This window comes from Halomicrococcus pelagicus (assembly GCF_050954125.1).
In genome coordinates this window covers 25,341-45,652 of sequence record NZ_JBPBWC010000017.1, presented here as the reverse complement: position 1 = coordinate 45,652, position 20,312 = coordinate 25,341, and the positions used below count along the sequence as shown (strand labels likewise).

Annotated in this window: 17 protein-coding genes and 1 pseudogene; 10 read left to right on the top strand and 8 right to left on the bottom strand. The window is 58.2% G+C overall.

Annotation, left to right across the window (positions count from 1 at the left end; genetic code table 11):
* Positions 1-28: 28 nt before the first annotated feature.
* The 3 genes and pseudogenes from ACRYA2_RS21295 to ACRYA2_RS21285 form a co-directional block, all read right to left on the bottom strand.
* The gene (locus ACRYA2_RS21295) at positions 29-793 is read right to left on the bottom strand and encodes an IclR family transcriptional regulator (protein ID WP_433632837.1); all 765 of its coding nucleotides are present in this window, start codon (positions 791-793) and stop codon (positions 29-31) included.
* Positions 794-1,056: 263 nt separating this feature from the next.
* Positions 1,057-1,871: pseudogene (locus ACRYA2_RS21290) on the bottom strand (SDR family NAD(P)-dependent oxidoreductase).
* Positions 1,872-2,721: 850 nt separating this feature from the next.
* Entirely contained in the window at positions 2,722-3,567 is an 846-nt protein-coding gene (locus ACRYA2_RS21285; RefSeq protein WP_433632835.1) for a fumarylacetoacetate hydrolase family protein, read from the bottom strand.
* A gap of 235 nt (positions 3,568-3,802) precedes the next feature.
* Between ACRYA2_RS21285 and ACRYA2_RS21280 the strand changes: the two genes are divergently transcribed.
* The 10 genes from ACRYA2_RS21280 (at position 3,803) to ACRYA2_RS21235 (ending at position 14,463) form a co-directional block, all read left to right on the top strand.
* A complete protein-coding gene (locus tag ACRYA2_RS21280; RefSeq protein WP_433632833.1) occupies positions 3,803-4,900 on the top strand; it encodes a Gfo/Idh/MocA family protein in 1,098 nt (365 codons plus the stop codon).
* Positions 4,901-5,153: 253 nt separating this feature from the next.
* Positions 5,154-6,173: an aldo/keto reductase gene (locus ACRYA2_RS21275; protein ID WP_433632965.1), complete on the top strand. Its 1,020-nt coding sequence runs from the start codon at positions 5,154-5,156 to the stop codon at positions 6,171-6,173.
* 83 nt (positions 6,174-6,256) lie between these two features.
* Positions 6,257-7,138: a dihydrodipicolinate synthase family protein gene (locus ACRYA2_RS21270; RefSeq protein ID WP_433632831.1), complete on the top strand. Its 882-nt coding sequence runs from the start codon at positions 6,257-6,259 to the stop codon at positions 7,136-7,138.
* A gap of 128 nt (positions 7,139-7,266) precedes the next feature.
* Entirely contained in the window at positions 7,267-8,400 is a 1,134-nt protein-coding gene (locus ACRYA2_RS21265) for an alanine racemase (protein ID WP_433632829.1), read from the top strand.
* Positions 8,401-8,421: 21 nt separating this feature from the next.
* The gene (locus tag ACRYA2_RS21260) at positions 8,422-10,029 is read left to right on the top strand and encodes an N-acyl-D-amino-acid deacylase family protein (RefSeq protein ID WP_433632827.1); all 1,608 of its coding nucleotides are present in this window, start codon (positions 8,422-8,424) and stop codon (positions 10,027-10,029) included.
* Positions 10,030-10,128: 99 nt separating this feature from the next.
* Entirely contained in the window at positions 10,129-11,073 is a 945-nt protein-coding gene (locus ACRYA2_RS21255; protein ID WP_433632825.1) for an alpha/beta hydrolase, read from the top strand.
* Positions 11,074-11,330: 257 nt separating this feature from the next.
* Entirely contained in the window at positions 11,331-12,140 is an 810-nt protein-coding gene (locus ACRYA2_RS21250; RefSeq protein WP_433632823.1) for an SDR family oxidoreductase, read from the top strand.
* Between the two features lie 69 nt (positions 12,141-12,209).
* Positions 12,210-12,407, top strand: coding sequence for a hypothetical protein (locus tag ACRYA2_RS21245; RefSeq protein ID WP_433632821.1), 198 nt, complete (start codon positions 12,210-12,212; stop codon positions 12,405-12,407).
* Positions 12,408-12,485: 78 nt separating this feature from the next.
* Positions 12,486-12,644: a hypothetical protein gene (locus ACRYA2_RS21240; RefSeq protein ID WP_433632819.1), complete on the top strand. Its 159-nt coding sequence runs from the start codon at positions 12,486-12,488 to the stop codon at positions 12,642-12,644.
* Positions 12,645-12,843: 199 nt separating this feature from the next.
* Positions 12,844-14,463, top strand: a complete 1,620-nt coding sequence (locus ACRYA2_RS21235; RefSeq protein WP_433632817.1) for a N,N-dimethylformamidase beta subunit family domain-containing protein — start codon at positions 12,844-12,846, stop codon at positions 14,461-14,463.
* A 431-nt stretch (positions 14,464-14,894) separates the two neighbouring features.
* On the opposite strand, the gene ACRYA2_RS21230 is transcribed toward ACRYA2_RS21235, so the two are convergent.
* The 5 genes from ACRYA2_RS21230 to ACRYA2_RS21210 form a co-directional block, all read right to left on the bottom strand.
* Entirely contained in the window at positions 14,895-15,719 is an 825-nt protein-coding gene (locus ACRYA2_RS21230) for a creatininase family protein (protein WP_433632815.1), read from the bottom strand.
* A 47-nt stretch (positions 15,720-15,766) separates the two neighbouring features.
* Positions 15,767-16,879: a mandelate racemase/muconate lactonizing enzyme family protein gene (locus ACRYA2_RS21225; protein ID WP_433632813.1), complete on the bottom strand. Its 1,113-nt coding sequence runs from the start codon at positions 16,877-16,879 to the stop codon at positions 15,767-15,769.
* A gap of 36 nt (positions 16,880-16,915) precedes the next feature.
* Positions 16,916-18,136 carry an aminotransferase class V-fold PLP-dependent enzyme gene (locus ACRYA2_RS21220; protein ID WP_433632811.1) on the bottom strand — a complete coding sequence of 407 codons (1,221 nt, stop codon included), beginning with the start codon at positions 18,134-18,136 and terminating at the stop codon, positions 16,916-16,918.
* A 124-nt stretch (positions 18,137-18,260) separates the two neighbouring features.
* Positions 18,261-18,932 (bottom strand): RraA family protein, encoded by a 672-nt coding sequence (locus ACRYA2_RS21215; RefSeq protein ID WP_433632809.1) that lies wholly within the window; start codon positions 18,930-18,932, stop codon positions 18,261-18,263.
* A gap of 123 nt (positions 18,933-19,055) precedes the next feature.
* Positions 19,056-20,210, bottom strand: coding sequence for a hypothetical protein (locus ACRYA2_RS21210; RefSeq protein WP_433632807.1), 1,155 nt, complete (start codon positions 20,208-20,210; stop codon positions 19,056-19,058).
* Between the last annotated feature and the right edge of the window lie 102 nt (positions 20,211-20,312).

Sequence of the window (20,312 nt, the reverse complement as noted above, 5' to 3'; positions counted from 1 at the left end):
GGGCGAAGAGTTCAGTGTCGTCGAAGCGTTAGGAGTATGCCAGCTTGAGTTCGATGATGTTTGTCGCGTCGTGGAGTCGATCGGCCACTCCGTTCGACAGGCTGTCGTACGAGAGACGGCTCACCGGGCCGGAGATTCCGACGGAGCCGATGACCTTTCCGCTCTCGCCCCGCAACGGAGCGGCAGCGGACCGGGAACCACGGACCCGCTCTTCGTCATCGGTGGCAATCCCATCTTCCCGGATGTCGGTCAGCTCCTCGCGTAGCGCATCTTCGTCGGTCAGGGTCTTCTCGGTGTATGCTGGAAGAGCCCGATGTTCGAGGATGGTGTCCACTTCATCGTCTGGGAGCTGTGCCAGAATCGCTTTCCCCATCGCTGAAGTATGGAGATGGATGTGGGTTCCCGGAGAGGTGTTCAGGGACATCGCATCATCACCCTCTGCGGAATAGAGGAAGACAGCACGCCCATCCTCTTCTACAAGGAGACTCGCAACCTCACCCGTCTCTGCCGCCAGTTCATCTATCTCGGCCCGTCCAGCGTGATATACCCTGTGAATTTTCCTCGTAGATTCGCCTAATCGAAGAAACTGCAGACTGAGTCGATAGGTATCGTCCTCTTGGACAACGTATCCCCGTTCCATGAGCGTGCTCAAGTGACTATGGACCGTGCTGTTCGGTAGGTCCAACTCCTCCGCGATAATCGTGAGCCGAGCCCCATCCATCTTCGCCAGTGTTTCGATGACGTCGAAGGAGCGTTTTGTCGCTTTGATGGGGTTCTTGGCTTCGTAGGTCATGCGAAGGTCACTATCAATGAGAGGGTCAGCTGGATAAATAATCCTTCCCCTTACTGTCATCTATGCCTGTTTCGGACAGAACTCATCAACGGCTCGTGTTGACCATCTCGAAGGAAACGAAGAGAGGCCATCGACGGCATTCCATATATTAGGTCAGGAGATACCGTGACTGGCTTCGAAATGCCGGATGGAGGAATCTCAACAGAAAGGTGCTACTCACAGTCGGTATCGGTCCAGCGTTCAATTGAGCTGAAATGCTCGATTCAGAACGAAAGACCTGCATCCAAGTCGTACGCTAGATCAAGATGGCTCTGATTCGGTCCGGCGGTCATCCCGCCATCGACCATGAGCTCGGTTCCCTTAATATAGCTTGCAGCATCTAAGACCAGGAAGGGTGCAGCCGTCGCCACCTCCTCGGGTTTCCCGAACCGGCCCAATGGATACTAATCGGTTCAGCTCTCCCATTGCTGGTCGTCCCACTCTTTGTCACGCTTCAGAGCGAGAGCCTCAGACTGTATTGTCCCTGGGCAGAGGACGTTCGAGCGAACCCCGTGATGTCCATAGTTGGTTGCGATGACCCTCGAAAGACCAGATATTCCGCTCTTGGCTGCGGAGTATCCCGTCAGACTGATACCGCTTTTGGCATTCACTGATGAAGTGAATACCAAGGTCCCACCGCCGGATTCGACCATGCGAGGAGTTGCGCTCCGGGCGAGTAGGTAGTGACTAGTGAGGTTGAGTTCTATCATCCGACGCTACGTCTCAGGGGATGTCCGATGAAGTACATCGTCGTCCCCCGAGGCACCGGCGTTGCTTACGATGATATCCAGTGAACCGAACTCGTCCATCGTCGCATCAAGTAGCGTCTCGACATCTGCCTTATCGGTTACATCGGTCGGAACGAAGAGTGCATCGTGACCATCAGCCTCGAGAGCTCTGGTTGTCTGTCTCCACTCTCTTCACCAATATCAGCCACGACAACGGTTACAGCCGCATCCGCCAACCGTGATGCGATAGCACGTCCGATACCATTGCCGCCACCTGTGACCACCGCTGTCTTCCCCTCGAGACGGGCCATATCCAGATATCCTTTCCAGGGCCAATTAGGATACTGGAGATCACCATCAGCTTCGGGCGATCAGAACCACGCAGACAGAATCTTACACGACGAATTTTGACACAAGGGTTCCGTCGTCAGAGTATTTCAGCATCTTTGAATCGGTGCGTCGAACAGTGCCGATACGATACTATCCAGTGAACGAGAAGCCCCACGACAGTCCCGTTGGTTTCTGTTACACACATAGTAGTGTAACGGCATCGCTTCATCCAAACGAGTCTGTGGAAGATAATGGTCTGAAAGAGACAGTCTAACAGACTCCCTTCACTGATACTGTATGGCTGTCCGGTAACAGGGAACACAAATCATGGACCGTCGACCATCTCAATCAAACCTTCATTGACATACAAGCGGAGGTAGATGATGGTAGGTCTGAGCCTACTTTCGAATTTACAGCCAAATCCAGAATATGCGTCTGGTATTCTAGACAATTTCCTCCTATCGGTTCTGTTCGCCATCACCGGACAGTATTCCTTCTCGTCTGGTCCGATGATATTCAAGGAAAATCGAATCCGACCACCTAGAAGGGCGGTAGTATAAACCGAAACGTGGCCGGTCTCGCGTGGCGGAGTCGTTGTGTCGAACAGAGAGAACTGTGGGCGGCAATGTTGAGGCACCTCATCGCCATAGAGAGGATTCCTCCCTATACTGACGAACACGGAAACCTCGAGTTCGCTGCATCGACACTGAGGGATGTGAAGTGCCTGGGGTTGTCAGTTACCGAGGTATCGATGTTCGGATCAGGGACAGCGTGAAGAGCTAACTGACCGCTGTGTTCTGACAGTGCTATGATGGAGAAAGAGCTTCGCAGTCACTCAGCAACGACGTTGTTCTCGAGGACTCCGATGCCATCGATCTCTGCCTCGACGGTGTCTCCAGGTTCGAGGAGTTCCGGTGGCTCTCGGAAGATGCCGACACCGCCAGGCGTCCCCGTCGAGATGACGTCGCCGGGACGAAGTGTCATGGCGCGACTGATGTAGGCGATGAGATCCGCCACATCGAAAATGAACTCTTCGGTGTTCGACGATTGTTTCGTTGTTCCGTTTACGCGGAGAGAGACTCCGGCTGCATTCGGGTCGAACTCGTCGCCGGCGACGAGCGTCGGGCCCATTGGCGAGAAGGTGTCGTAGCTCTTCCCGCGGAAGAACTGGCCGTCGCTGAACTGCGCATCGCGCGCGCTCACATCGTTGACGATGGTGTAGCCTGCAACGTACTCCTGAGCCTGTGTGCGCTTGATATGCTTTCCCCGGCGTCCGATGACCACGCCGAGTTCCACCTCGTAATCGACCTGCTCGATATCCGCCGGATGTACGATCGGACTGCCGGGGTTGGTCACGGTCGTCGGCGCCTTCGCGAAGAGGAGCGGGTTGTCGGATACTTTTTCGTCCTGTTCCTCGACGTGGTCGTGGTAGTTCATACCGACGCAGACGATCTTCCCCGGAGTCGGCACCGGTGCTAACAGGGAGACCGAGCTGCGAGTTAGCGTGGGGACGGCTTCGGTCTCGACGGTTCGGCGGACCATCCGCCGGTAGTTCGGGTCGACCATGTCAGTGTAGCTCGGTGGCCCTTCCGGCATCGCGTCCAGAGCATGTATTTTATCGTCGTCCAAGACACCCCACTGCGAAGTACCGCTGGTCGTGTAGCGTACGAAGCGCATCGTCAAGCAAAATCAGTGGCTGGAACATAAACATTTGCTACGAGGTGAGCGCGTCTCGATGGACTGGCACTCGGTCGAGGGAGTCACATATGTTTAAGTCGGTCCTTCGAGATGATGGGTACATGGGGCTCACGCTCGTCCGAAGTAACACCGCCAAGAGTATCACCACCTGGGCGACAGTTGATCTCTCCTGAGAATAACGGGATTCGGATCGCCTAGCCCCTGATGGATCACCATGACCTACAAAGCTGGAATCATCGGCACTGGCGGTATCGCTGGAATGGGAATCCTCGGGATGCACGACGAAGAGTCCATCGGCAAGGAGAAGATCCAGGCTAGCCACGCTGGAGGGTACGATGCTGCCCGTGACATCGAACTGGTCGCTGTCGCAGACGTCGACGAGGAGAAGCTCGGCCGATTCGGAGATACATGGGAGATCCCCGAAGACCGGCGGTACGTCGGCCATGAAGCGATGCTCGAATCAGAAGACCTTGACGTCGTCTCGGTCTGCACGCCATCGTTCCTCCACCATCGTCACGTCATCGATGCGGCGCACTCACGGGCGTCGCCTTCCGTAATCTGGTGCGAGAAACCTATCGACTCGCAGGTGACGAACGCACTCGAGATGGTCGAGGCCTGTGATGAGACCGACACCGAGCTCGTGGTGAACCACTCGTTCCGGTTCACCGACAAGCTCCAACAGCTCCGACGGCTCGTTCAAGAGGAGGACCTACTGGGGGAGGTACACTCGGTGTCGGCGCAGTTCCGGATGGAACTGCTCCGTAACTCGACCCACCTGCTCGACACCCTCGTGTACCTCCTCGACGCGCGAGCGAAGACCATCAGCGGGTACATCAACGGCGAGAACGAGGCAATCGACTCGCTCGACGTCGACCAAAGTGTCGACGATGCCGGGGGCGGCGGGTTCATCGTCATGGACGACGGAAGTTTCGTCACCATCGACTGTACGATTCCTCGCGAGGACTCTTCGATGACGTTCCAGTTCATCGGCTCGAAGGGGAAGCTGTACCTCAACAACGACGATGGCGAGTGGCGCTACTGGCGACTGGAGAACGGGGAGCACATCGAGGAACCGCTGCCGGGAATCGATGGGTCGTGGACCTGGGAGGGCGATTACAAGGGTTCGTTCGCCAACGCCGCGAACCACATCGTCGACCTTCTCGACGATGCAGTTCGAAATCACTCGACCGGTGTCGAAGCCATCCGGTCCTTGGAGATCATCGTCGGATTCTACCTGTCACACTATACCGGCGGCCGGGTCAAGGTTCCACTCGAACGTCCACTGCGAGACGTTCGTATCACCTCCTGGTGAACTGGCTCTGATACGTCCGGCTCACGGGGAACTACCGAGTGAATGCTTTCGCCCCTCAACATTTATGGTCACTCACACGCCATTGTCTCACATATGAAATCGAAGCTCGGCCATACATCCGGGACTGCTCCTGTTGGAACAATGCACCGCGATTCCCTGCAGTACACGTCCGAGAAGTGTGAGGATACGAAAGGACAGCTTCCGGGTTGGAAGGTGGCCGATTGCAATTGACGACAACGATCAGAGATCAGCCATGAAATACACGAAACTCGGTTCGACAGGTACGACGGTCTCACGACTCTGCTTCGGTACCTGGCGGTTCGGCAAGGAGACCAGCGGCGTCGTCGAGACAGATGAAGACCAAGCACATGAACTATTAGACGCAGCCTGGGACCAAGGAATCAATTTCATCGACACTGCGAATGTCTACGGCACGCCCAACGGTACTAGCGAGGAGTACGTCGGCGACTGGCTCTCCGACCACGACCGCGAGGACCTTGTCATCGCATCGAAGGTCTACTTCCCGTTTGGCGACGGAGGTCCGAATCGTGAAGGTCTTGGGCGGAAGCACATCCGCAATCAGATCGATGGAACTCTCGACCGACTCGGGACGGAGTATCTCGATATTTACTACATCCACCGCTGGGACGAGAACACTCCGATCGTGGAGACGCTACGGACCCTCGACCGCTTGGTAGAAGAGGGGAAGGTGAACCACCTAGGTGCGTCGACGATGGCAGGATGGCAACTCACGAAGGCGCTATGGAAGAGCGACGTGGAAGAGTTAGAGCGATTCGAGGTTACTCAACCGCTATTCCACGCTGCGTATCGCGACGATGTGATCGACTACCTCGATGTCTGTGCCGACCAGGACCTTGCGGTGTGTCCGTACTCCCCGCTGGCAGGAGGATTCCTCACCGGCAAGTACGAGCGTGGCGATGACGGTCCCCAGTCCGTAGTTGCGCCAGATGATTCGCGCGCATCGTTCGATGACCGGTTCGACGACTTCTACGTTTCAGCTAGAGGATGGCACGTACTCGACGAGATACGGGCGATCGCGGATGAACTCGACGCGACGCCCGCTCAGGTAGCACTCCGATGGTTGATTCAACAGGACCAGTTCACGACCATCCCCATCGTGGGCGCAAGGACAGTAGATCAGTTGAATGAAAATACTGGTGCAGTCGATATCAAGCTCTCACAGGACCAGCACAACCGAATCTCGGAAGCACGGTACGATGAAGAGGGGAAGCGATGGGGGCACCGAACCTGACAGCAGGCGACGGTGAGCGAGGCGCCAACAGCTCGATTCCGAGTTGTCCAAAGTGATAACCCGATGTAGGTCGAGTTGGGGCCTTGGACCTATCGGGAATCATCGTTCCGATGGCGACGCCGACCGAAAGAGGAACCGGAGAGATCGACGAGGCGAGATTGGCGCGATTCACGGATTCTCTCATCGAAGGGGGCGTCCAGGGGCTGTTTCCCGGAAGTTCGATAGGTGAATTCCCGAGTCTGACCGCCGAACAGAATCGAACCGTGATAGAGATCGTCGCAGAAACCGCCGATTCGGTTCCCGTCTTCGCAGGATGCGGGGACACGATCGTCGGAGGTGTCCTCGGGAAGATTGAAGTCGCCGCGGCAGCCGGGGCGGATGTCGCAGTCGTTGTCACGCCATACTATCTGGATACGACCCAAGCCGGTCTCGAACGCTTCTTCACCGGCGTCGCAGACCGGTCGTCGCTTCCGGTCGTTCTGTACAACATCCCTCCATTGACCGGAAACACCATCGACGTACGGACCGTCGGAACCCTCGTGGAACACGAGCGGATCGTCGGTCTGAAAGACACGTCGGGCGACCTCACCTACCATCACCGGGTCAACGAACGCACCCCCGGCGACTTCGCCGTCTTCCAGGGAGCGACGGAGCTCGGCGTTGCATCGCTCGAACTCGGTGCCGACGGTCTCATCGCGGGGCCAGCAAACGTCTTCCCCGAACGACTCACACGGCTCTACGACGCCTACGAATCGAGCGAGCACGACGTCGTCTCGCGGCTCATGAATCGTACGGTCGCGCCCATGGTCAGTGCGATGGACGACCTGCCGACAGCGGCCGCCATCAAGCATCTCGTCGCTGTTCGTACTTTTGATATCGGCTCACCGCTCCCACCGTTGCCGACGTTGACGGACTCCGAACGTGACCGATTGGAGGAGACCTATCAGGAGATTCTCGACGCGTGAGGGGGACGGCCGCGGAGCGCCATCGTCTCACCGTCGCCCTTTCGGCACGACGAAGACGGCGGGGACGTAACGCTACTGAGCACCCTCGACAAGGGGAACTTTAACCCTCCGCGTTGATGGCTCGCAGTATGGCACTGCCGACGCCAAGTAGCGTCCCCGTCTCATATCCGAGACACGTCGACGAGCTCGAGACCCCCGTGGTGACCGTCGATCTCACGACGATGGAACGCAACATCGACGAATACGCCGAGATAGCTGACGAACACGACGTTCGGCTACGGTCGCATGCGAAGACACACAAGATTCCCGAACTCGCGCATCATCAGAACGAAAAGACCGGTGGAGGAATTGTGTGCCAGACACTGAGCGAGGCGGAGGTGATGGCACAGAACGGTATCGACGATATCTATCTCAGCTACATGGTCGTCGACGAACGGAAGCTCGACCGTCTCGTGCGTCTCTCCGAGAAGCTCGATTCGTTCGTGACGACCGTGGATTGTGAAGGGAATATTAACCCGCTTCAGACCGTCGCGGAGGAACATGGTGAACGGGTAGATGTGGTTCTCGAAATCGATGCGGGACTCAATCGAGTCGGCACATCCGGCGAGCAAGCGGTCGAGATGGCACGGTACATCGATGACCAATCGGCGTTGAATCTCGTCGGTGTGATGGCCTTCGAAGGACACGTGTTTGGTCGCGATGATGTCCGGACGGCGGACAAGTACGAGACCGCGTGTATGGAGATCATGGACGAAGTCGCCCGTACGGTGGATCGAATCGAAGATGTCGGGATAGAGGTCGACGAGGTGAAGGTCGGATCGACGGCGACGTCGAGATACAGTTGCCGTCATCCCGTGGTGACCGAGATTAACCCGGGGATGTACATGTTCAACGACGCGAATCTGGTACGGGGTTCACCCGACGTGACGAAGGCCGACTGTGCGTTGTCGGTGCTCACCACGGTCATCTCGAAACCAACGTCCGATAGGGTGGTCGTCGACGCCGGAAGCAAGAGCATCTCCTTCGACACTGGACAGGACCCGATTCCCGTGGATTCGGACGTCGAGTACTACAACGCTTCCGAAGAACACGGATGGGTGGATATGAGCCGCGCGGAATCGGACATCTCGGTCGGCGATCGACTCGAGTTCATCCCGCCGCACGTCTGTACGACCGTCAACCTTCACGACACCATCGTCGGTGTCGACGGTGATGACGTTCGAGAGATCTGGAACGTCCAGGCGAGAGGGAAGGTTCGATGACCGGCGGCCCACGGAGGCGGCATGACTGAACACGATCTGATACTCGAACGGGCACGTATCGTCGATGGGACCGGTGCGCCCTGGTTCCGCGGAACCATCGTGGTCGACGACGGGAAGATCTCCGTGGTGATACGGAATCGGAATCCGGAACTATCGGGGCGTACCGTCGTCGATGTCGACGGGAATGTCGTCGCGCCGGGCTTCATCGATCTTCACTCTCATTCGGATCTTGAACTGTTCGGGGACCCGACGTTGTCTCCGAAACTCCGGCAAGGCATCACGACAGAGATACTCGGTCAAGACGGGTTCTCCATGGCGCCGATGTATAGGGACGGAGGACCGGAAGAGTGGACTGACCACCTCAGTGCGCTGGCCGGGGACGTCGAGACAGACTGGACGTGGGGAAGTATCGAGGAGTATCTCGATACCATCGACGAACAGGGTGTCGCACCGAACGTCGGGACCTTGGTCGGGCACGGGACAGTCCGATACAACACCATCGGAATGACCGATCGGGCACCCGCGGACGAAGAACTAGTCGAGATGGCGGAACTGGTCACCGAGGCCCTTGAACAGGGTGCCATGGGGTTCTCCACGGGTCTCGTGTATCCCCCACAGGTGAACGCATCGACAGAGGAGGTACAGGCGTTAGCCAGTCGCCTCGGGCCGTACGGACGACCGTTCGTCGCACACATCCGTAGCGAAGGACGGTGGATCTGGAACGCACTGGACGAGTTCGTCGACATCGGTGCGGACGAGGACATCCCGCTCCACCTCTCGCACTACAAGGTCTCGGGAAGCGACCAACAAGGGAAGGCCGGGCGGGCGAATCATCTTATCGAGGCGGCGCGCGAACGAGGAGTGGATTTCACGGCCGAACAGTACCCCTACACTGCCGGGAACACGATGTTGTCCTCCGTCCTCCCTCCGTGGGTACATTCGGACGGACCGGACGAGATGTTGGACTCGCTAGAAGATGAGGAGACGAGAGCGCGGATGAAACGGGATATCGAAGAATGGAACGTCGGTGACTGGGAGAATCCCGCCGCCCGAACAGGGTGGGAGAACATCGTCATCACCGACGTTGACGACCCTGAGTACGCCACCTACGAGGGGAGGGATATCGCAACCCTCGCCGACGAGCATGAGTGTGACCCCGTCGACATCGTCTGCGACGTCCTCGTCGCAGAGGAACTTGGAGTTTCGATGACGCTCCATTCGATGTCAGAGGAGGACGTTAGGGAGATAATGGCGAACGAGCGGGTCGCCGTTGCAACGGATGGGCTGTTCGGTGGGCGACCTCACCCCCGGGTCTACGGGACGTACCCCAGGGTCCTCGGAAGGTACGTCCGTGAGCTGAACCACCTCACCTTGGAGGAAGCGGTCCGGAAGATGACGTCGCTACCCGCGAGGGTGATCGGTCTCGAATCGAAAGGTATCGTCCGAGAAGGGATGGATGCCGATCTCGTCACATTCGACCCTGCGACCGTCGGAAGCCTCGCAGATTACGATGATCCGGCTCAATATCCACGTGGTATCGAGCAGGTCCTCATCGATGGAAGGTTGGCAGTCCGAGACGGCGAAGTTACGGGTGAAACGCCAGGGAAGGTCATTCGAGCACAGGACTGAACGCATCCCCTTTCCAGGCATCCGTCACGTGAGAGGACTGGCAGTCGTTGTCCGAGCGGGGAAGATACTTCTACCGTTCGGTAGTAACGATAGTTGTTGATGACCACGGAATTGAATCCGCAGGCGAAGGAATTCCTCAAACGGATGGAAGAGAAGGGAGGACTCCCGTCACACGCGCTCTCCGTCGACGGTGCCCGAGAATCACTGAACCAACTCCTGATCACCGACGATGCGGAACCGGTCGGTGAAGTACGGGACCTGACCGTCTCCGGTCCCAGCGAGCGAGGCGTCCCCATTCGCATCTATACACCGGAAGGTTCGGGACCGTTCCCGGTGTTGGTCTACTTCCACGGCGGCGGCTGGGTGAAGGGGAATCTCGAGACGCACGACGACCTCTGCCGGTCGCTGACCAACGATATCGGTGTCGCGACGGTCTCGGTAGAGTATCGTAGACCACCGGAACATCCCTTCCCGGCAGGACTGGAAGATTGCTACGCGGTCACCCAATGGGTCGCCGAATACGCCGACGCGTTCGACGGGGACCCCGACAAGATTGCGGTCGGCGGAGAGAGTGCAGGCGGGAATCTGGCAGCTGCGGTGTCGCTTCTCGCCCGCGACCGCGGAGGGCCGTCGATCGATCACCAGATTCTCCTGTACCCGGTTCTCGACCGAGACCTGGAACGGCGATCGTACGAAGAGAAGGGAGAGGATTACAACCTGACCACGAGTAGCATGCAATGGTACTGGAACCACTATCTCGCAGACGAGGTGGATGCGAAGAATCCATACGCAGCACCGCTTCAGGCGCGGAAACTTTCGAATCTTCCGCGTGCAACGGTGGTCACCTGTGGCTTCGACCCACTGCACGATGAAGGAGTCCTATACGCTGAACGGCTCGACTCCGCAGACGTCCCCATTCGACTACTCGATTACGAGGGCCAGATCCATGGGTTCATCTCGTTCCCCGACCATATGGACCAAGCACTCGAGCTTCGGGAGGAACTCGCCGCAGCGCTTCACGAGACGTTCGATATGGAACCATGATCAGTCACTGTAGAATCTTGGTCGAGCGTCATCAGTCACAGTCATCTGACGGTGTTCCGTCCCCTCGACCGACTGCAGTCCATACTTGACAGTGGATTCCGTCTCTTCGAGAACAGTCCATAAGGGGTGGCACGGCTCGGTAATCCACTTTCGATAGCCAACACGTAGGATAGGAGCCTCTGGCACAGGTCGAGACGAATCCGGAACCGACGCTAACCGGTGTCAATATTTATATGGGCGTTGTTGGTCAACACGGTATGGCTTCTGACAACCGAACTACCGAACACACCCAATCAGTCGACGGTCGTACAGCACTCGTGACGGGAGCGAGTGCAGGTATCGGTCGCGCGACGGCCCTCGCACTGGCAGCGAAAGGAGCGGACGTCGCACTTCTTGCACGGTCAACAGAGGAGTTGTCGTCACTCGCCGGTGAGATTGACTCTCGATATCCAGGAGACGCACTGGCAGTCGAGTGTGACGTTCAGAACCCGGGCCGTGTCGAGGAGGCTATCGAGACCACGGTCGAAGAGTTCGACGGGCTCGATATCGTCGTCTGTAATACGGGCACCACGGGAGCAGGATTCGAGGACCGACTCGAACAGCAGTCACTCGACGATTACCATCAGGTCGTCGAGACGAACATCAACGGGACGTTCTACACGACCTCCGCCGCACTGCCGTACCTCCGGGAGGCGAACGGCAACATCATCTTCGTCGGGAGTTCGGCCGGAAAACTTCCCCGACCGGGGAACCCGGTGTACGCTGCTTCAAAATGGTGGATGCGTGGATTCGCCCTCAGTGTCGAGGCTCACGTCGGCCGAGACGGCGTGGCGGTCACGCTTCTCAATCCGACCGCGGTGCGGACGGACATGTGGCGAGATAAACTCGACCGCGGACAGGCGGCAGAGCCCGAGGAAGTGGCCGCACAGGTGATCAACGCCGCCGAACAGCCACCGCACTCGACGCTCTCGGAGATCGACCTCTTCCGGCGAGACATGCTGGGAACGTTCGTCCCCGAGGAAATCGACCTGTCCATCCCGTTCGACCGAAACGGTGACGATAGATAGAACCGTCGCTGAAGACGGATACGATCAACAGATCCTCGAAATGACGTTCGTCGCTGAAATCGTCTGCTCTTGACTCCATCGACGAACCGTCTGAAGGAACTCGGCAACTCCCGTCGGTCGGCACTCATCTTTCACCGGCTTCGGGATACGACGATACGGAACGAGACGCTCGCCGCGGCCATCGGCCAGACGAACGGCTCGATCGAGACTCTCACGCTGGAGAACGAGACAATCAGCGGAATCATCATCGAGAATCGGTCCGTGTGAGCCTCGTCGTTTAACCTCACTCAGGCGACCGAGGTCAACATCACGTATCGGAACTTCCAGTCGGAAGGAACCGCAAACGTGAGCGCCCTCGGGCCGGCCACCGTCGAGATAGGGACCGCCACCGTCGACTCGGCGACCGCCGAGTCGTTCATGGTGATCAATGTCTCGATAGGTGGTGAAACAGCGTCCGTGGAGACCGCCACCGCAGAGAGGACTGAGACGACGACCGAGTCGTAGTCCGAACAGTCCTTGATACTACGTATTTTCCCTGAATGGGCGAAAGATTACCGACGTAGACCGGCGTTCCCGCGGAATGTTCCACGCGTCGGTCGGAGAGGTCGGAGGTCATCTCGGACGGGCAGGTGGGGTCGACGGAGCCAGCTAGCGATACATCCTGCGGGGGACAGTTAAGGGGATGAACCGTGTGGTATCTGATATGCTCGTCGGATACGTGGCTGATGAGATGTACGAGGCTATCCACGACGTGATGATCGCGTTCTATCGGGACGGAGCTCACGTCACAACCGTATCCTCGGAGTCGACAGGCGCGATTCGCGCGGACGTGGACCCCGGTCGATTTGAGGTCGTCCTGGCCAAGGATGGCTACGGGAAGAAACGGTCGACGATCGAGGTCGGCGAGGACCGGACTCACGACCTTCGCCTGCTGCACACTCGTCCGCTGGGGTACGTCTGGCCGAAATGGTCCCGTTCCGGGGAGACGGCCGAATATCGGCTCCACACCCCGGAGGATACGCGGTTGACCTTGTGGCGATACGGGGCAGAGAAAGAGTTGATACGGAAGGTTACCTGGCACGATGAACACGGTCCTCACAGCTGCTTACAAAGGCTGCCTGATGGCGATTTCGTCGGTGAGGGTGTGTGTTGGAACGAAATCGGCTACGAGTTGAACGATCCACATTCCCAGACGGTCGTGGCTCCGGAGCGGAGTGGCCTCTACTTCTTCCACATGGAGACCGTAGGCGGGGAGTTCTTCGCCTTCCCGTGGATCGTGGCACCCAAGCGTCCACAGGCACGGATTGCGGTCGTGGCCGCGACGAACACCTGGAACGCGTACAACAGCTTCGGTGGACGAAGCAACTACGTCAACACGACCGGCCTCCCGGATAGGCCGGTTATCGAACCGAGACGGGAGCTGGACCGTTTCCAGCAAGCGGATACGTGGAGCGCTGCCGACGAGGAGTACGAGCCCCTCTCGTTTGAACGCCCGTGCCCGTTCAATTCTATCTCACCCGAACGGTCCGCCACCGACCCGATACGGGGGAAGGAAGCAGCTCATACGGCCCCCGCGGAGTGGCGCTTCTTGAGTTGGCTGGAGCGCAAGGAGTTCGGATACGATCTCTACGCCGACCGGCAGTTACACGACGGAACGCTAGGCCTCGACCGGTACGACATATTGGTGGTCCACACGCATCCGGAATACTGGTCTCGTGCGATGTATGAGCGAGTTCGAGATTGGGTCTTTGAGGATGGCGGTCACCTGTTGTACCTCGGGGGGAACGGCGTAAACTGCGAGATTGAGTTTGTGGATGAGACCTGCATGAAGGTGAACAACAGCACACACAACGTTCCGGATGTCGTTCATCCCCGAGACCTTCCCGACGGCGCGTACGAAAGCCGGTTCCATCGACGGGGCGAATCTGAGGGTAACCTGCTAGGGGTCGTCTTCACACCGAGCGGTATCAAGACCGCTGCCCCATTCGAGGTAGAGGAGCCGGACCACTGGGTGTTCGACGGAACAGGATTGGAAGCCGGCGATCGTTTCGGAACCGGATCACTCCAGGAGCGTTGTCCCGGCGGAGCGTCCGGGCATGAAACCGACAAGATGAGCCAGTTCGCTCCGGACGGAACACAGCTACTGGCGGAAGGGTTGAATCCGGAATCGGGCGGCGCTGAGATGGTTCTCTACGAAACGGACAGCGGCGGTGCGACGTTCGCAACGGGATCGATCACCTACCCTGCAGCACTCCTCGTCGATGAACCGACGAGCGTCGTCACGGAGAACGTCCTCGACCGATTCCTTTCTCGGACTGCTTGAGAAGGAGCTACTTCTCGTTCCTGTTCTCTCTATCGTCGAGCAACTCCAGTCTCTCCTTCTTGACCGCGTCGAGCAGTGAATCACACGGTTCATATCTCGGGTCTCCGCTGATGTCCCCCTTTGGCATGCCCCGAGATATCTATTAACACGCTTCTGAGCAAATATTACAACCGTATAGCTGTAAGCGGGGAAGGCGGCGATCTCTCATACCTCCGTTAGCATTCTCAATCGAGACGGAACGGGGCTATTTCTAATCCATGGAAAGAGGTGGCTGGACGACCCGAATTCCGCAATCGAAAGACGACCACTTGGAACGATTGCAATGGAGTTCGTCACTACAGAGTGAGGTGGAAGAGCTAGTGATTAGATGGAAGAAGCTAGAGGAAGAGGAGATGGTCGACGGGAGAAACGTGATTAACAAAGGATTCCGGTCACCCGGAGGTCGTTACGGATTCGGCGTTCTGTTCATGGATCTGGTTGAGCAGGTCGCTCAGCTGTTCTCCCAGGTTCTCGAAGATCTCCTCTCCCTTCGCTGCGGACGCAAGTTCTGGTTCACCGATTGCACCAGATTCAGTGTACTTCTCGAACGTCCGGTACACCGACAGCGGACCTCCAACGAGAAGGTCCTGTCCGGCTTGGTCGTACTGTTCATCCTGCGGAGTTCCCTCAAGCCGATCTTCGCGTACGAGATCCGGTCGTAGGTGCAGCATCAGCGATGTCTCGAATTCGCCCGCATGTCCCATCCCGCCGACATCGCTCTCCCTGATATCGGAGATGAACTCCGTGGCGAGTTGGAAGTACGTGAGACCGAGGACCTCCACCTCGGAATGATGGCGGCCGATGGTACTGGTTGCACTCGAGATGAGCGATGCGTTTCCACCGTGGCCGTTCAGTAACAGAAGTGCATCGAAGCCATTCTCAAGCGCCGACTCTCCGATACCCTCCAAGACGGTCAAGAGATCGTCGTGGTCCAATGTGACCGTCCCACCGAAACCCATGTGATGCGGCGAGTAGCCGGTCCAGATGGGTGGGGTCACCAGCACGGGAACGTCGTCGACGACTCGTTCAGCGCCGAGATTGGCGACCGCATCGACCAGTATTGTATCGGTCCCGACGGGCATGTGATGGCCGTGCTGTTCGATGCTTCCGACCGGGACTATCAACACAGAGCCGTCACGTTCGGCCACTTCGGCGATCTCGCTGTACGTCTTGCCGGCGAAGGACCATGGGTCCTCGCCCATCGATCGATAGACCATGATTTGTACCCTTCCGCTAGCCGGAAATACTTTCCGCCCTGATGAGATTACACGTCCAACCGAAGCTCTTCGACCTTCGATCTATCGACGGTCACTCCAAGTCCGGGGTCGTCTGGAACGGTCAGCGCTCCGGCGTCGATGGTGAACGGATCTCCAATAATGTGATCTTCCCATGCGTAGTAGACCGAATCGGACGGTAGGTTGAAGGCGTCTGTACTGGCCACGGTGTGGAGCATCGCAGCGGTCTTGACACCGAGGTCGAACCCGCAGTGATGGGCCAACGAGATTCCTGCGTCAGCGGCGACTCCCGCGAGTTGGCGGAGTCCGGTCACGCCAGACGGAACGACGTCAACGATACCGACGTCGATGGCGTCGTTCTTCACGAGATGGTATAGATTGTGGGCGAAGTACGTATCGTCGTTCGCGCCGATCGGTTGGCGGAGACGTTCTCTTAGGCGCTGGTACGCACCGTACGTTTCAATGCGATTGGGCTGTTCGAGATACTGGACGTAGACGCCCTCGTCTTCGAGTCTAGCTCCGACGCGGACCGCCTCGTCGAAACTCCACGCTTGGTTCGGGTCGATACGGAACTGGAGTTCACCGTCGACCGCCTCGTCCATCGCCACGATCCGTTCGACGTCCTGTTCCCAATCTCGCCCTCCCTTGGTCTTCAAGACCGAGTATCCTTCGTCTATCGCGTGCTGGGCGTGATCACGTGATGCTTCCACGTCGAGGATGCCGACGCAGTACGCGGTCTCTACGGTGTCCGAGCACTTCCCTCCGAGGAGCTGGTGGATCGGGGTCTGTAGGTGTTTCCCGAACGCGTCCCACATCGCCATCTCGACGCCCCCGTACAGGGAGGCAATATCGACGTAGAAGTATCGATGGTTCTGGACGACCGACTCGGTCTCCCAGACGTCTCGACCGATCAGCCTCGGTGCGACCTCCCGTTCGATGAGCGTCTTCATCGCCAACGGATCTATCTCGATCATCATCTCGCCCCATCCTGTGACGTCCGTATCCGTTTCGAGACGTATCAGCATCCGTTCGGCGGATTCGACACGACCTCCGCTGGTGACGTACGGAGCGATTCCGTCAGGGTCCCCGAGTGGCTTGACGTCTGCGGTAATCGGAATGGCCTCGATATCGGTAATCTTCATCGTTTTCTCTCTAGTGTTCTGGCATCCTTCGGTCGGCTACGCCTCCCCGAGATTCGCTCGAATCCGGTCGACAACGTGGTCGAGTTCCTCGTCGGTGAGACACTTCGGGTTAATCCTGAATACTCCTCGTCCGTGTTGGCTTTCGTCAACGTAGATTCGCGGATTCTCGTCCCGAAGACGGTGGATGAGTTCGGTTGCGTCGACTCCTGCTACGCGCTCGTTCACCGAGACGAGGGCAGTCGTGGCCACTCGAGTTTCGTCGCCATCACAGATGTGTGCGTCCAACCCGTCGATCTCTCCTAGATAAGAGGCGGCGCGTTGCGCTCGTTCGTCCCACTCTCGATGGAGTTCCTCCTCGTCCTCGTCGAGGAACAATTCGAAAGCGGTGACCACGCCGAGCAACTCCTCCTTCCCTACCTTCATCCCGCGTCCGATTCCGTGCCGGGGGACGCCAGGAAGGGCGTCCATGTCGAACAACTTCGCGGGTGGGCCAGATTCCCAGAACTCGGTATCGACCCCTGATGGGAGATGCTGTAGCGCAGCCGCCGAGACCAGTTCTGATCGTCCGGCGAGGATGCCTGTGGCTTGAGGACCGCGGACAGCCTTTCCACCACTGAAGGCGACGAGGTCGGCACCTTCGTCGATGTACCGCGTCAGGTTCTCTTTCGGGGGGAGTTCTGCCGCAGCATCAACGATGACCGGGAGATCGTAGTCGTGTGCGATCTCCACGACCGTCTCGAGCGAGAGTTCGGTGAACGGTCGATCGATGAATGCGACGGCGACTGTCTCGTCGGTGATCGAAGTCTCGATCTCCCATGGCTCTACGTCCTCGACACCATTGCCGAGGTTGTTGAGCCCGAAGCCCACGAGGTCAGCACCTGCGGCTCGGAACGCGACTTCGTATTCGTTCCGATGTGCGCGGGCGATCAGGACGTCGCTCGGAACGCCGTCGGTGTGGGGAAGTCGGTTCGTGATTCGATAGTCACTGTCCGCAATACACGCAGCGGTGGCGAGGGTGAGAGCCGCGGCCGCACCGCTCGTGACATAGCCCATTTCTGCGCCCGTCGCCTCGGCAATCAGATCCGAAGCGTGGGACTGGATGTCCGCAAGGTGGACGTGGGCCTCCGTTGCCCGTCGCATCGCCTCGGCGGCTTCAGCTCGCATCCGTGTCCCGCTGATTCGGGTGTGTTCGCCGACAGCGTTGATCACCGTCGGGACACCCATCTCGTCGTATATGGTCGACTCATGCGACTCCATACCATGATATACTCGAACCAGACTATAAAACCTACACCTGCCGACGCCACGGCGAACCTATCGGAGGCCAGAACTCAGATTCCATCCAGTTCCTACGTTCCTCGCTGGCCGTGAGTCCGGGGACCTATAGGGTCTCGTACTCGTCCCAGATGTCGGTGAGCGGGCGGCCTTCACGAAGTTCCGATCGGACTTCGTCTTCGATCGATCGGGTTCGTTCGGCCTCCTCGATTATCTGGTCAAGTTCATCTGAGGGGAGTACGACAATCGAGTCGCTATCCGCGAAGATGATATCCCCGGGTCGAATCGTGACTCCCTCGATCTCGACGGGGACATCGTACGATCGGTCATCGACTCGACCGAGCGACTCGAGCGCACTCCTCCCGTCAGCCCACACCGGAAACTGCTGTTGCTCGATGAGCGAGGAATCTCGGGTCGGTCCGTCGACGAGGGCACCGACTGCACCACTCACTGAGACAGCAGTGCTCAGTAACTCTCCCCACATGCCGGCAGCCACGTCGTCCGGTGCTGCACGAACGACGAAGTCGCCCTCATCCACGGCATCGAGCGCGTCGAGTAAGACGATGTCCTCAGCCGACTCCGGCCGGTCCTTGCGGTAACCAATCTCCACCGTCTGAATCGTATGCGCTGTTCCGACGACTGTTTCTCGGCTCCACAGTGCCTCGATACGCTTGCAGGGGATGACGTTGTCGTAGATGCCGAGATCATCGGTGACGTCGTTCAGCAGGTTGCTGTGCAGGTCCGTCAATCGAGTTCGCTGATCACTGCTCAAACTCATGGAGCGATACTAACAGCGTTGTTCGAGGATAAAAGGGTGGCTACGAAGCGCGTACCATCGGCACGGAGCACTCGTCACATCCGGATATCTCGAGTCTCGTTGGATGGAATCAGGCGGAGAGTATCATCGGTAAGGTCCGGTTGCATCCCCTATCCAATCGAGATTCCGGTCGGGGAGAAGGCCGTAGTTGTAGAACGAGATTCGTTCGGCACCCGTCTCGACGAACCCGTCGACGATGTCGGACAGCGTCGCGCCATCCTCGACGATCGGATACCCTGGAAGGATTCCAGCATGGATGGGGGTGTCGGTCATCGATTGGGCGGTGCGGACGTCGGCTGTCGCCTCCTGTCGATCGGACCCGTACGCCAATGCGGTGTAATAATCGACGTGCGGCGATAGCTTCCGCAGGTCAGCACCGTGCTTCCAGGAATCTTCGGTGCCGAGGTTCGCGATGTAGTACCCCATCTGTGCGTCGTTGACCGCCGTCCGGAGGTCCTCGAACAAGGCGGTCAGCGTCTCTGCTTTCGACTTCGCGAAGGCGAGCACCTCCGGATGGTCGACGATCCATCCAGCGACGTCGACGTCTGACGGAAGTCCGCCGGAGGCGATGTCGTCGAGCGTCTCGACACAGTCCGCTCTGGCTCGGTCGACATCGATGCCACTGTCGGCTGCCGCTGCACGACAATCCTCACAAAAACAGAGGCCGAAGAGGAACTCGCCGAGGTCTCCGAGTTCGACATGGAACTTATCGTGATGCCATCCGAATCCGGTCCCGTAGAAGTAATCGAACGTCTCTAGCTCGATTCGTCGGAACGGCGCACGTTGGTCGAGGTCTGCTAACAGGCTCGTCAGGTACTCCTGTACCTCCGGCTTCGATGGACAGAGGCCGAAGACGAGGCTGTCACCGTATGGATTCTCTATCGTCAAATCCCGATTCGCCATCCCCAACCGTGAGTTGTGACAGCCGATGGTCCAAGAGTTCAAATCGAGGTGGGTGTCCTCGATATCTTCTACGATCTGATCGAGCCAATCCGCATCCCCCATCGTCTCGTTGGTGACAGGCCGTAGCCGTCCGTACTCGTCGTCGGGGTGGAAGTACGCACTCGGATAGGCGAAGAACGTACTCCGCTCTGGGTTGTGTGGATGGAATGTCTGAACGGTATGATAGTTAGTTGCGAGGTTCACCTCGCCGATTCCTAGTTCCGCAAGTCGTTCGGCCACCAATTCGACCCCTTCATCGAGCAGGTCCCAAGGGTACGCCCAGATAGCGAACTCCATGGTCAATAACCGTTATATCTGATGATAAAGGTACGGGTGAAAGCAACGACAGGGTGATTTCGAGGCAACTTGCTCACTCCGTATCAGGGGAAGCTTCGAATG